The organism is Pseudomonas sp. PDM03, from assembly GCF_014852385.1.
Taxonomy (GTDB): Bacteria; Pseudomonadota; Gammaproteobacteria; order Pseudomonadales; family Pseudomonadaceae; genus Aquipseudomonas; species Aquipseudomonas migulae.
On record NZ_JACVBM010000009.1, the window covers coordinates 94509 to 107773 of the forward strand.

Below are 13265 nucleotides of genomic sequence, written 5' to 3' on the forward strand. Positions count from 1 at the left end.
GGAGAACCAACATGATCAAGTCGCGCGCCGCCGTTGCCTTCGAGGCCAAGAAACCCCTCGAGATCGTTGAAGTCGATGTCGCCCTGCCCAAGGCCGGTGAAGTTCTGTTGCGTGTGGTTGCCTCCGGTGTCTGTCATACCGATGCCTACACCCTGTCGGGCGCTGACCCGGAAGGTATCTTCCCGTCGATCCTCGGCCACGAAGGTGGCGCGGTTGTTGAGGCGATTGGCGAGGGCGTGACCTCGGTCGCTGTCGGCGATCATGTGATCCCGCTGTACACCCCGGAATGCCGCCAGTGCAAATTCTGCCTGTCGGGCAAGACCAACCTGTGCCAGGCGATTCGTGCGACCCAGGGCAAAGGCCTGATGCCAGATGGCACCACGCGTTTTTCCTACAAGGGCCAGCCGATTTTCCACTACATGGGCACTTCGACGTTCTCCGAATACACCGTGCTGCCGGAAATCTCCGTCGCCAAGATTCCTAAAGAAGCGCCACTGGAAAAAGTCTGTCTGCTGGGCTGCGGCGTCACTACCGGCATTGGCGCGGTACTCAATACAGCCAAGGTGAAACCGGGTGATACCGTGGCAATTTTCGGTCTTGGCGGTATTGGTCTGTCGGCGGTCATTGGCGCGGTAAAAGCCAAGGCTGCGCGCATCATCGCCATCGACATCAACCCGGCCAAATTCGAGATCGCCAAACAGTTGGGTGCAACCGACTGCGTGAACCCGAAAGACTTCGACCGTCCGATCCAGGAAGTCATCGTCGACATGACCGATGGCGGCGTCGACTTTTCCTTCGAGTGCATCGGCAATGTCCAATTGATGCGCGCCGCACTTGAGTGCTGCCACAAAGGCTGGGGCGAGTCGGTGATCATCGGCGTCGCCGGTGCCGGTCAGGAAATCGCTACCCGCCCATTCCAGTTGGTCACCGGTCGCGTCTGGCGCGGTTCGGCGTTCGGCGGTGTGCGCGGTCGTACCGAGTTGCCGAGCTATGTCGAAATGGCCGAGACCGGCGAGATCCCGCTGGATACGTTCATCACCCACACCATGGGCCTGGAAGATATCAACAAGGCTTTCGACCTGATGCATGAAGGAAAAAGCATCCGTTCCGTCATTCATTTCTGAGGTCGGTCATGAGCCTGGAAAATATCTCCTGCCAGAAAAGCTTCGGCGGCTGGCACAAACGCTACCGGCACCGCTCCGACGTGCTCGGTTGCGACATGGTGTTTGCCGTGTACCTGCCGCCGCAAGCGGAGCAGGGCGGCAAACTGCCGGTGCTGTACTGGTTGTCCGGCCTGACCTGCACCGACGAAAACTTCATGCAAAAGGCCGGCGCCATGCGCATGGCCGCCGAGCTTGGGTTGATCATCGTTGCCCCGGACACCAGCCCGCGCGGTCCCGATGTGCCGGGTGATCCGGACGGTGCCTGGGACTTCGGCCTCGGCGCCGGGTTTTATCTGAATGCCACGCAGGAACCCTGGTCGCGGCACTATCGGATGCATGACTATGTCGTGCAGGAATTGCCGGCATTGGTCGAAGCCCATTTCCCGGCTTCGGACAAGCGCGGTATCAGCGGCCACTCCATGGGCGGTCACGGTGCGCTGGTCTGTGCGTTGCGCAATCCGGGGCGTTATCAGTCGGTGTCGGCGTTCTCGCCGATCAACAATCCAATGGATTGCCCGTGGGGTCAGAAAGCCTTTTCCCGTTACCTGGGCGAAGACCGTTCGAAGTGGCGCGAGTGGGATGCCTGTGCGCTGATTGCCGAGGCTGACGAGAAGCTGCCGCTATTGGTAGACCAAGGTGATCGAGATGATTTTCTCGCCACCCAGCTCAAGCCTGAAGCCCTGCAACAGGCGGCCAAACTGGCCGGACATCCGCTGACGTTGCGCTTGCAACCGGGCTACGACCACAGCTATTTCTTCATCGCCAGCTTCATCGATGAACACTTGCAGCATCATGGGCGTGCTCTAAGCGCCTAATGACTGACAAAGCAGGTAGAATCACGCCCTGACAAAAATCGGGGCGTTTTTTTATGCGTATTGGCCACGGCTATGATGTGCACCGTTTCGCTGAAGGCGATTTCATTACTCTGGGCGGCGTGCGCATTGCACACGGCTTCGGGCTGCTCGCTCATTCCGACGGTGACGTCCTGCTGCACGCCTTGAGCGATGCCTTGCTCGGCGCTGCTGCGCTGGGTGATATCGGCAAGCATTTCCCGGACACCGACCCGACATTCAAGGGTGCCGACAGCCGTGTGCTGTTGCGTCATGTCGTCGCACTGGTCCACGCCAAGGGCTGGAAGGTCGGCAACGTCGATAACACCATCGTCGCCCAGGCGCCGAAAATGGCTCCGCATATCGAATCGATGCGTGCGCTGATTGCCGCGGATCTTCAAGTTGAGTTGGATCAAGTGAACGTGAAAGCTACCACCACCGAAAAGCTCGGCTTTGTCGGTCGCGAAGAAGGTATTGCCGTGCACTCCGTTGCCTTGTTGCTGCGCGCATGAACGAACTGCAATTGCTTGGCCCGCGTGCCTACGGTGAAGCCCTCGGCACCGCTGTACTGAAAGCTACGGCGGAAGATTTCCAGGTCGATGAAGTCCTCAATATTCCGCTTAGCGGCGACGGTGAGCACCTGTGGATCTGGGTGGAAAAACGCGGCCTGAATACCGAAGAGGCAGCACGTCGAATCGCCAAGGCGGCGGGCGTGCCATTGCGCACCGTCAGTTACGCCGGTCTCAAGGATCGTCAGGCGCTGACGCGTCAGTGGTTCAGCGTACAACTGCCGGGCAAGGCCGACCCCGATCTGTCGGCGGCGGAAAACGATACGCTGAAAATCCTCAAGACCGGTCGGCACAAACGCAAGCTGCAGCGTGGTGCCCACTCGGCCAACGGTTTTACCTTGCGCCTCACGCAATTCGCTGGCGACAAAGCGGCGATCGAAGCGCGTCTGCAACTGATCGCCAAACAAGGTATTCCGAATTATTTCGGCGCCCAGCGTTTCGGCTTTGACGGTGGCAACGTGGTCGATGCCCGTAGCTGGGCCGCGCGCAAGGCCTTGCCGGAGCAGCGCAACGTGCGTTCGCGTCTGCTTTCCACCGCCCGCAGTTTTCTGTTTAACCAAGTGTTGGCGGCGCGCGTCGCTGATGGCACCTGGCAGCAAGCGCAGGTTGGCGATCTGTTGGCGTTTACCGACAGCCGCAGTTTTTTTCCGGCCGGTGAGGCCGAGTGCAGCGACCCGCGACTGGCGATTCTAGACTTGCACCCGACCGGCCCGCAGTGGGGCGAAGGTGACTCGCCGGCGATGGGCGCTGTCCATGAACTGGAGCAGGCAATCGCTGCCCGCGAAGCAGACCTTCGCGATTGGTTGATTAACGCCGGAATGAGCCACGAACGTCGCATCCTGCGGCTGCCCATTGGTGGGTTGACGTGGCATTATCCCGAGCCTGACATTCTGCAACTGGAATTCGTCCTGCCGGCCGGATGCTTTGCCACTGTATTGGTGCGCGAGCTCGTTGATCTGGTGCCGGTGGGGCAGACGGACAGCCCATGCGTATTCTGATTTCTAACGACGATGGGGTAACCGCACCCGGTCTCGCCGCGCTTTATGCTGCGCTGGCGGATTACACCGAATGCGTGGTTATCGCCCCGGACCAGGACAAAAGCGGCGCCAGCAGTTCGCTGACGCTCGACCGTCCGTTGCACCCGCAAACCCTGGCCAACGGCTTTATCAGCCTTAATGGCACACCGACCGATTGCGTGCACCTGGGCCTCAACGGCTTGCTGGAGCGCGAAGCGGACATGGTGGTTTCCGGCATTAACCTGGGCGCCAACCTGGGGGACGATGTGTTGTATTCCGGTACCGTGGCAGCGGCCCTCGAGGGGCGTTTCCTGAAGCGGCCATCGTTTGCCTTTTCGTTGGTCTCACGGCAGGTCGAGAACCTTCCCACAGCCGCTTACTTTGCGCGCAAACTGGTGGAAGCCCACGCTGACCTTGACCTGCCACCGCGCACGGTGCTGAACGTGAACATTCCCAATTTGCCGCTGGACCACATCCGCGGAATCCAGCTGACGCGCCTCGGCCATCGCGCCCGCGCAGCGGCACCGATGAAAGTGGTCGACCCGCGCGGCAAGTCCGGTTACTGGATCGCCGCCGCAGGGGACGCCGAAGACGGCGGCCCGGGCACCGACTTCCATGCGGTGATGCAAGGCTATGTATCCATCACGCCGCTGCAACTGGATCGCACCTTCAATGATGCTTTCGCAAGTCTCGACGGCTGGCTGGAGGGACTGCGCTGATGGCTCGTGAACAAGACCCGATGCATCGCGGTATCGGGATGACCTCGCAACGCACCCGCGAGCGTCTGATTCAGCGCTTGTACGAAGAAGGCATTTCCAACACCAAGGTGCTGGAAGTGATCCGCCTTACGCCACGACACCTGTTTGTCGACGAAGCACTGGCGCACCGTGCCTACGAAGACACGGCGTTGCCGATCGGTAACAACCAGACGATCTCCCAGCCTTACATGGTAGCCCGCATGAGCGAGCTGCTGCTGGAGGCGGGGCCTCTGGACAAGGTAATGGAAATCGGCACAGGGTCGGGTTATCAGACCGCAATCCTGTCGCAACTGGTCGAGCGGGTTTTTTCCGTCGAACGCATCAAGGTTCTGCAGGACCGGGCCAAGGAACGCCTGGTTGATCTGAACTTGCGCAATGTGGTTTTCCGCTGGGGCGATGGTTGGGAAGGCTGGCCTGCGCTGGCGCCGTACAACGGCATTATCGTGACGGCGGTGGCGACCGATGTACCTCAGGCCTTGCTCGATCAGTTGGCACCTGGAGGGCGACTGGTCATACCGGTCGGTTCGGGTGAAGTGCAACAGTTGATGCTGATCATCCGCGAAGAACACGGGTTTTCCAGGCGTGTTCTGGGGGCGGTGCGTTTCGTTCCATTGCTCAACGGCCCCCTGGCCTGAGCATTTGTCCGGGCGCTGTGAATTCTCTTCGATTGCCTCTGTCTTACAGCGGCGTCGATCGGTTAAACGGGTTTCATCGTCAGGTAGCAAACGTGTGCTTCGCTTCATTAAAGGTAAAGCCTGCACAGCCCGTTATACTGGTGACACTTCATGCCGGGAGCGCGGCAATTCAATATTTCAGCCACCACAAAGGGAGCGGCGGGTGAGTCTCACAGTCATTGCGCAGCGAATGGGTATAACGAGCTTTCAGCGCCTGGTGACTGGCCTAGTCTTGAGTACCTTGCTGGTCGGTTGTTCCAGCAACAAGTCGAGCGACGTACGCGTCGTCGATCGCAACAATGCCGTGGCCCAGCGTCCGGCAGTGACCACGGGCCAGTATGTGGTTCGACCTAAAGACACCTTGTTTTCCATCGCCTTTCGCTACGGCTGGGACTACAAAGCCCTCGCGGCACGCAACAACATTCCTACGCCTTACACGATACATCCGGGTCAGACGATTCGCTTTGACGGTCGCACCGGTTCAACGCCGACGGCGGTGGCCAGTCCGGCCGATTCGGCACCTTCATCGTCGAGTAAAACCACAGTAATCCGGCGCCAGCCAAATGGCGCAACTACGACGACAACGGTGGTTGCACCGTCCGTCGCCAACAAGCCAGCACCCGCTCCGATGCCTCCCGCAGGCCCGGCCCCGACCGGCTGGGGGTGGCCTTCTAATGGCATTCTCATTGGAAAATTCTCTTCAAACGGTAGTTTGAATAAAGGAATTGATATCGCCGGGGATTTGGGACAGCCTGTTTTAGCTGCGTCTGATGGGACGGTGGTATACGCCGGGAGTGGCTTAAGGGGCTACGGCGAATTGGTCATCATCAAACACAGCGACACCTACGTCAGTGCCTACGGTCACAACCGCAGGCTGTTGGTTCGGGAGGGGCAGCAGGTCAAGGTCGGACAGACAATTGCCGAAATGGGGTCAACGGGTACAGACCGGGTGAAACTGCATTTTGAGATTCGCCGACAAGGTAAACCTGTAGATCCGCTGCAGTTCCTGCCACGTCGTTGATTTGTTACCAGCCTGTTCCGTCACGTAGAGGGAACAGGCTCCAGCGTTGCCAAGGATAAAGGCGCCGCTTGAGCCTGAGGTCGAACTCACCAAAGGACTATAACAATGGCTCTCAGTAAAGAAGTGCCGGAGTTTGACATCGACGATGAGGTTCTCCTGATGGAGACCGGCATCGGTACGGATTCGATGTCGAATGATGAAGGGGCTGCTCCACCTTCCGTTCGTGCCAAATCCAGACACTCCGCTTCGTTAAAGCAACACAAGTACATTGACTACACGCGTGCACTCGATGCGACGCAGCTGTACCTCAATGAAATCGGCTTTTCCCCTCTGCTGTCCCCCGAAGAAGAAGTTCACTTTGCACGCTTGTCGCAAAGTGGCGATCCGGCCGGGCGCAAACGCATGATTGAAAGCAACCTGCGGCTGGTGGTGAAAATCGCCCGACGCTATGTCAATCGTGGCTTGTCGCTGCTGGACCTGATCGAAGAGGGCAACCTCGGACTGATTCGGGCGGTAGAAAAGTTCGACCCCGAACGTGGCTTCCGCTTTTCGACCTACGCAACCTGGTGGATTCGTCAGACCATCGAGCGCGCGATCATGAATCAGACCCGGACCATCCGGTTGCCGATCCATGTGGTCAAAGAGCTTAACGTGTACCTGAGGGCCGCACGGGAGCTGACGCAAAAACTCGATCATGAACCCTCACCCGAAGAAATCGCCAACCTGCTGGAAAAACCGGTGGGCGAGGTCAAGCGCATGCTGGGCCTGAACGAGCGGGTTTCTTCGGTCGATGTCTCACTGGGTCCGGATTCGGATAAAACCCTGCTGGACACCCTTACCGACGACCGTCCGACCGATCCATGCGAACTGCTGCAGGATGACGACCTGTCCCAGAGCATCGATCAATGGCTCTCGGAACTGACCGACAAGCAGCGCGAAGTGGTTATACGCCGCTTCGGCTTGCGCGGGCACGAGAGCAGCACGCTGGAAGATGTAGGCCTGGAAATTGGCTTGACCCGGGAACGCGTCAGACAGATTCAGGTTGAAGGCCTGAAGCGTCTTCGGGAGATTCTGGAGAAAAATGGCCTGTCGAGTGAGTCGCTGTTCCAATAAGCGAATCGCTTGAGCGGCATGCAAAAAGCCCCGACTGGTTCGGGGCTTTTTGTTGTCTGGCTGATGCTCCTGCAATGACGATATGTTTGTAGTCTTGCGGTGTAAGTCTTGGCTTACTCTTGCGTAAGTGTTCGCTATTTTTACACCCTGGAAGACGACTATTGTTCGCCGAGTCTTGTTTTAATGCTTTGATTTTTATAGGTATTTTTAAAAGTCAGGAGCATATGACAGCGGATTTTTGCCGGGGAGGGTGATTGCTCTTGCTCGGGAATTCTCTAGTATTCAGGTTGTGTCGACGGACAGACACGCCCTTCAAGGATGAGGGGAAAGGACATTGCAGGATGCGATTCATCAGGACGATGAAAAGGAACACAGGGAATAGGGAAAAAATGTGGGCGGGTCAAACCGCCCCTTTTTTTTGTCTTTTTTTTGGTTTGGGTGCCACTTTATTTTCGAGTTTTGCGTGGTCTCCCCTGTAGGAGCTGGCTTGCTAGCGATGGCGGCTTGATAGCCGACTGTTTTCTTCCTGGTGTACATATCCGTTTCTGCGGTAACGGCTTCTATTGGTTTCGCTCTTACAGCGAGTCACTTGGAAGAGCCCCAAGTAACCAAGGGCTCTTGCCCCTTTCGTTCGGTGCCTCGCTATGGCTCGGCATACCCTCGCTCCGGTCCTGCTCCGTGGGCCCGCCGCCATCGGCCATCCATGGCCGGGGGCGGCTAACCCGGCATCCATGCCGGGTTGCCCACTGCGCAGAACCTCCACTCGGCCTCTCGAGGGGGCGCTCAGATCAAAAGCTGAAGGCGAGCTAACGCTCGGCCTGATGAGTGGTGAAAATCAAAAGCGCACGCGATTCCCTGTAGGAGCGAGGCTTGCCCGCGAAAAACGACCGGACAACACGTTCATTCAGACAGCCCGCGTTATCGTTGACGTCCATCGCCAGCAAGCTGGCTCCTACAGGAGTGGCGTGATCCCGGTTCTGTCTCACGACACAGAATCTGTAGGAGCTGGCTTGCCAGCGATGGTCGTTAACGATAACGCGTGCTGCCTGGATAGACGCGGCGCACTTGAATCCATCGCCAGCAGGCTGGCTCCTACAGGAGTGGCGTGATCCCGGTTCTGTCTCACGACACAGAATCTGTAGGAGCTGGCTTGCCAGCGATGGTCGTTGACGATAACGCGTGCTGTCTGGATAGACGCGGCGCACTTGAATCCATCGCCAGCAAGCTGGCTCCTACAGGGGGGCGTGATTCCGGTTCTCTCAAACGACACAGAATCTGTAGGAGCTGGCTTGCCAGCGATGGTGGTCAACGGTAACGCGTGCTGTCTGGATAGACGCGGCGCACTTGAATCCATCGCCAGCAAGCTGGCTCCTACAGGGGAGTGGCGTGATCCCGGTTCTGTCTCACGACACAGAATCTGTGGGAGCTGGCTTGCCAGCGATGGTCGTTGACGATAACGCGTGCTGTCTGGATAGGCGCGGCGTACTTGAAGCCATCGCCAGCAGGCTGGCTCCTACAGGGGAGTGGCGTGATCCCGGTTCTGTCTCACGACACAGAATCTGTAGGAGCTGGCTTGCCAGCGATGGTCGTCAACGATAACGCGTACTGTCTGGATAGGCGCGGCGTACTTGAAGCCATCGTCGGAACGCCGCCCGCAGACAAGCTGGCTCCTACAGGTTTTTGCGTTATCTGTGTTTCGGGCGTGAAGAACTTTTTTGCCTGCAGAAAAGCAAAAAGGCCCGCAAGGGGCCTTTTCGGGAACGCAGGGTCGATCAGCGTTCGAGGTCTTTGATCTTGCCTTTGACGCCATCCCACTCTTCGGCATCGGGCAACGATTCTTTCTTCTCGGTGATGTTCGGCCAGATTTCGGCCAACTCAACGTTCAGCTGAATGAATTCCTGCATCTCTTCCGGGACTTCATCTTCGGAGAAGATGGCCACGGCAGGGCATTCTGGTTCGCACAGTGCGCAGTCGATGCACTCATCCGGGTGAATCACCAGGAAATTCGGGCCTTCGTAAAAGCAGTCCACCGGACAGACTTCTACGCAGTCGGTGTACTTGCACTTGATGCAGTTGTCGGTGACGACGAAGGTCATTTCTAATTTTCTCCTCAGGCGGCGGCAGCGGAGCCCCTTCACGTTGGGGTCGCCAGGTTTGGGAGCGATAGTCTGCAGGCCAGGCTATTAGCCTGCAGCATCCCAAACCGCGCGAGATTCTAACAGCTTGCAGGCAAGTGCGTTAGATCCGTGTCTTTAGTGTATAGAGCATTTCTAGTGCACGACGCGGTGTCAGGTCGTCCAGATCCAGTTTGGCCAGCTCATCAAGTACCGGATGCGGCAGGCTGGCGAACATGTCGCTTTGCTGTGGCGCGGCCGATTTGCCTTTGGCGGCCTTGGGCACTTCATGCGGCAGCGCCGTGGCTTCCAGTCGACCCAGGTGCTCGCGAGCGCGCACGATCACTTCGCTCGGCACGCCGGCCAGTTGTGCAACGGCCAGGCCATAACTCTGGCTGGCAGGCCCGGGCAGCACGTGGTGCAGGAACACGATGCGCTCGTTGTGCTCAGTGGCATTGAGGTGCACGTTGGCCACCAGCGGTTGCGCTTCCGGTAGCACCGTCAGTTCAAAATAGTGCGTGGCAAACAGCGTGTAAGCCCGCAGCTGCGCCAGGCGTTCAGCCGCCGCCCATGCCAGGGACAGGCCGTCGAAGGTGCTGGTGCCGCGACCGACTTCGTCCATCAGCACCAGGCTGCGCTCGGTGGCGTTGTGCAAAATGTTGGCGGTTTCGCTCATTTCGACCATGAAGGTCGAACGTCCACCGGCCAGATCATCGCTGGAACCGATCCGGGTAAAGATCCGGTCCACCAGCGACAGTTCGCAACTGGCCGCCGGCACGAAGCTTCCGATGTGCGCCAGCAGTACGATCAACGCGGTCTGGCGCATGTAGGTGGATTTACCGCCCATGTTCGGACCGGTGATCACCAGCATGCGCGTGTTGTCGTCGAGGCTCAGGTCGTTGGCCACGAACGGTGTGGTCAGCACTTGCTCGACCACCGGGTGACGACCCTGGCTGATGCGCATGCACGGCTCGTCGACGAAGCGCGGGCAGTTCAGGTCGAGGTTCAGCGCGCGTTCGGCGAGGTTGCTCAGCACATCCAGCTCGGCCAGGGCTGCAGCGGTGTCTTGCAGCGGCGGCAATTGGCTGATCAGGTCTTCGAGCAGCGCTTCGTAGAGCATCTTCTCGCGGGCGAGGGCGCGGCTCTTGGCCGACAGCGCCTTGTCCTCGAACGCCTTCAGTTCCGGCGTGATAAAGCGCTCGGCGCCTTTGAGCGTCTGGCGACGGATATAGTCGGCGGGTGCCGATTCAGCCTGCTTGCTCGGCAGCTCGATAAAGTAGCCGTGAATGCGGTTGTAACCGACTTTCAGGTGCGACAGACCGGTACGGGCCTTCTCGCGTGCTTCCAGATCGATCAGGAACTGCCCGGCGTTTTCGCTGAGTGATTGCAGGTCATCGAGTTCGCTGTCGTAACCGGTTTTCAACACGCCGCCGTCACGGATCACCGCAGGCGGGTTGTCGATGATGGCTTTTTCCAGCAGGGCCGCCAGTTCCGGGTAGGTGCTGGTGGTTTTCGCCAGTTGAATAATGTGCGGTGCTTCCAGCTCGGCCATCGCCACTTGCAGCTCAGGCAATGCACCAAGGGCATCGCGCAGGCGCGCCAGGTCGCGAGGACGTGCATTACGCAAACCGATGCGCGCGAGAATCCGCTCGATGTCACCGATTTCCTTGAGCTGCGGTTGCAGCTTTTCGAAACGGTAACCGTCGAGCAGGCAGGTGATCGAGGTCTGGCGCGCCAGCAAAACGTTCAGGTCCCGCAGCGGACGATTCAACCAGCGGGTCAGCAAGCGGCTGCCCATGGCGGTCTGGCAGCGATCGACCACCGATTGCAGCGTGTTGTCGCGGCCACCGGCCAGGTTGGTGTCCAGTTCCAGGTTGCGACGGCTTGCGCCATCCAGCACCACGGTGTCGTCCAGGCGCTCATGGCGCAGGCTGCGCAAATGGGGCAGGGCGGTGCGCTGGGTTTCCTTGGCGTAGCTGAGCAGGCAGCCTGCAGCGCCGATGGCCAGGGTCAGGTTCTCGCAGCCAAAACCCTTCAGGTCCTGGGTCGAAAACTGCTGGCACAGACTTTTCAGCGCCGAGTCGCGCTCGAAATCCCACGGCGCACGACGACGAACCCCACGGCGTTTCTCTGCCGGCAAATCCTTCGGCCAGTCATCCGGGATCATCAACTCCACCGGATTGACCCGCTCCAGTTCCGCCAGCAGGTTTTCCCAGCCCTTGATCTCCAGCACGGAGAAGTTGCCGCTGGTGATATCCAGCACCGCCAGACCGAACAGACGCTCGTCACCCAGCACCGCCGCGATCAGGTTGTCCCGACGCTCATCCAGCAGCGCTTCATCACTGACCGTGCCCGGCGTGATGATCCGCACCACTTGCCGATCCACTGGCCCTTTGCTGGTCGCCGGATCGCCGACCTGCTCACAGATCACCACCGATTCGCCGAGCTTCACCAGTTTCGCCAGGTAACCTTCCGCGGCGTGGTAAGGAATCCCACACATCGGAATCGCCTGACCAGCCGACTGCCCACGGGCGGTCAGGGTGATGTCCAGCAACTTGGCGGCCTTCTTCGCGTCTTCATAGAAGATCTCGTAGAAGTCACCCATGCGATAGAACATCAACTGGTCGGGGTGCTGGTTCTTCAGGCGCCAGTACTGCTGCATCATTGGCGTGTGAGAGGACAGATCGGTGAGTGCTTTATTCATCGGATAATCAGGCAAATTCGTTGAAAGGTGTAGGGCAAAGGAGGGACATCGGCCCGGCTTTTCCGCGATGGGCGCAAGGTTACCATGGGCGGTCCGCCCGACGCAGGCAACTAAAGCTGTGTGATACATTTCTGCTGTCTATGCACGAATTATGCAATTCTGCATTTGCCTCCGTAAAAAAGATCAAGCACTATGCGCGTTATGCAAAAACGCAATGTTTCTTCCGTCTTAAGAGCGCTGCTCGATCAGCACGGGATCTCCCCCACGGAGCTTCACCGTCGCACCGGCGTGCCTCAATCCACTCTCTCGCGGATCCTCGGCGGGAAGATTGTCGATCCTTCGGATAAGCACATTTCGAAGATCGCCGAGTACTTCGCCGTGAGCACCGATCAGTTGCGTGGCCGCGCGGATGTCGCGCCTGCCGCCAATTCCGGTCGCGATGAATTGCATTCCGAACTCAAGGACATAAGCCTGTGGGACGACGATACGCCTGTCGATGACGACGAGGTGTCGGTCCCCTTTCTTCGCGAGGTTGAATTGGCTGCTGGATCAGGAAGATTCGTCATCGAAGAAAGCGAGCGTTCTAGCTTGCGCTTCGGCAAGCGCAGCTTGCGCCACAACGGTGTGCAGTTCGACCAGGCCAAATGCGTGACGGTGCGTGGTAACAGCATGCTGCCGGTACTGCGCGACGGCGCCACCGTGGGGGTCAATGCCGGCAAGTGCGGGATCGGCGATATCGTCGATGGCGACCTTTATGCGATCAACCACAACGGTCAGCTGCGGGTTAAACAGCTTTATCGCTTGCCCACGGGGATTCGCCTGCGCAGCTTCAATCGCGATGAACATCCGGACGAGGACTACACCTTCCAGGAGATCCAGGAAGAGCAGATTGTCATCCTCGGCCACGTCTTCTGGTGGGGCATGTACGCCCGCTAACCTCATCGCTGTCAGATAAAACCCGCCACCGAGCGGGTTTTTTTTCGCCTGCTGAAAACCCGCCAACGCCTTTATCTCCGGGGCTTTAATGCGCCAGTGCATTTCAAATGCATAAATAAATGCATTTGTGCATTGACTGTATATGCATCCGTGCATATTCTTTGTCTCAAGCCGCTCAACAAAGCAGCTCGAAACGAAGTTCTTTAGTTCCACGACAAAGGCAGCGATGAACCGGCCTCAACGGTTCAGAGGGTTGGCAACTGACCCGGGTGTGCAGCGTAAAGCACCGAAAGCAGTTATCCGGCGGGCAGGGACCGCGGTCGGAAAAACAATCTGAATGGACCCGTACCGCGCCAGTAGCGCCGAA

The 13265-nt window shown here is 58.7% G+C and carries 11 protein-coding genes; 9 read left to right on the forward strand and 2 right to left on the reverse strand.

Going from position 1 to position 13265, the window contains the following annotated elements; translation table 11 throughout:
• Window positions 1–11: 11 nt before the first annotated feature.
• The 8 genes from IB254_RS15050 to rpoS all read left to right on the forward strand — a co-directional run bounded on the left by IB254_RS15050 (window position 12) and on the right by rpoS (window position 7144).
• Window positions 12–1124 carry an S-(hydroxymethyl)glutathione dehydrogenase/class III alcohol dehydrogenase gene (locus tag IB254_RS15050; RefSeq protein ID WP_008029001.1) on the forward strand — a complete coding sequence of 371 codons (1113 nt, stop codon included), beginning with the start codon at window positions 12–14 and terminating at the stop codon, window positions 1122–1124.
• Window positions 1125–1132: 8 nt separating this feature from the next.
• Window positions 1133–1978, forward strand: coding sequence for an S-formylglutathione hydrolase (fghA, locus tag IB254_RS15055; RefSeq protein ID WP_008029003.1), 846 nt, complete (start codon window positions 1133–1135; stop codon window positions 1976–1978).
• A 53-nt stretch (window positions 1979–2031) separates the two neighbouring features.
• Complete coding sequence (gene ispF / locus IB254_RS15060) at window positions 2032–2505, forward strand: 2-C-methyl-D-erythritol 2,4-cyclodiphosphate synthase (protein ID WP_008029005.1); 474 nt, start codon at window positions 2032–2034, stop codon at window positions 2503–2505.
• Window positions 2502–3560 carry a tRNA pseudouridine(13) synthase TruD gene (gene truD / locus IB254_RS15065; protein WP_192417915.1) on the forward strand — a complete coding sequence of 353 codons (1059 nt, stop codon included), beginning with the start codon at window positions 2502–2504 and terminating at the stop codon, window positions 3558–3560. Before ispF ends, truD begins: the two co-directional genes overlap by 4 nt.
• Window positions 3548–4297 (forward strand): 5'/3'-nucleotidase SurE, encoded by a 750-nt coding sequence (gene surE, locus IB254_RS15070; RefSeq protein ID WP_008029009.1) that lies wholly within the window; start codon window positions 3548–3550, stop codon window positions 4295–4297. Before truD ends, surE begins: the two co-directional genes overlap by 13 nt.
• Before the next feature lie 38 nt (window positions 4298–4335).
• A complete protein-coding gene (locus IB254_RS15075; RefSeq protein WP_177318174.1) occupies window positions 4336–4971 on the forward strand; it encodes a protein-L-isoaspartate(D-aspartate) O-methyltransferase in 636 nt (211 codons plus the stop codon).
• Window positions 4972–5173: 202 nt separating this feature from the next.
• Window positions 5174–6031, forward strand: a complete 858-nt coding sequence (locus IB254_RS15080) for a peptidoglycan DD-metalloendopeptidase family protein (RefSeq protein ID WP_008029014.1) — start codon at window positions 5174–5176, stop codon at window positions 6029–6031.
• Window positions 6032–6136: 105 nt separating this feature from the next.
• Window positions 6137–7144 carry an RNA polymerase sigma factor RpoS gene (gene rpoS, locus IB254_RS15085; protein ID WP_008029016.1) on the forward strand — a complete coding sequence of 336 codons (1008 nt, stop codon included), beginning with the start codon at window positions 6137–6139 and terminating at the stop codon, window positions 7142–7144.
• 1772 nt (window positions 7145–8916) lie between these two features.
• On the opposite strand, the gene fdxA is transcribed toward rpoS, so the two are convergent.
• Entirely contained in the window at window positions 8917–9240 is a 324-nt protein-coding gene (gene fdxA, locus IB254_RS15090; protein ID WP_007908827.1) for a ferredoxin FdxA, read from the reverse strand.
• Between the two features lie 142 nt (window positions 9241–9382).
• Window positions 9383–11962: a DNA mismatch repair protein MutS gene (gene mutS / locus IB254_RS15095; RefSeq protein ID WP_192417916.1), complete on the reverse strand. Its 2580-nt coding sequence runs from the start codon at window positions 11960–11962 to the stop codon at window positions 9383–9385.
• A gap of 201 nt (window positions 11963–12163) precedes the next feature.
• Between mutS and IB254_RS15100 the strand changes: the two genes are divergently transcribed.
• Window positions 12164–12898, forward strand: coding sequence for an XRE family transcriptional regulator (locus IB254_RS15100; protein ID WP_008039327.1), 735 nt, complete (start codon window positions 12164–12166; stop codon window positions 12896–12898).
• Window positions 12899–13265 lie beyond the last annotated feature (367 nt).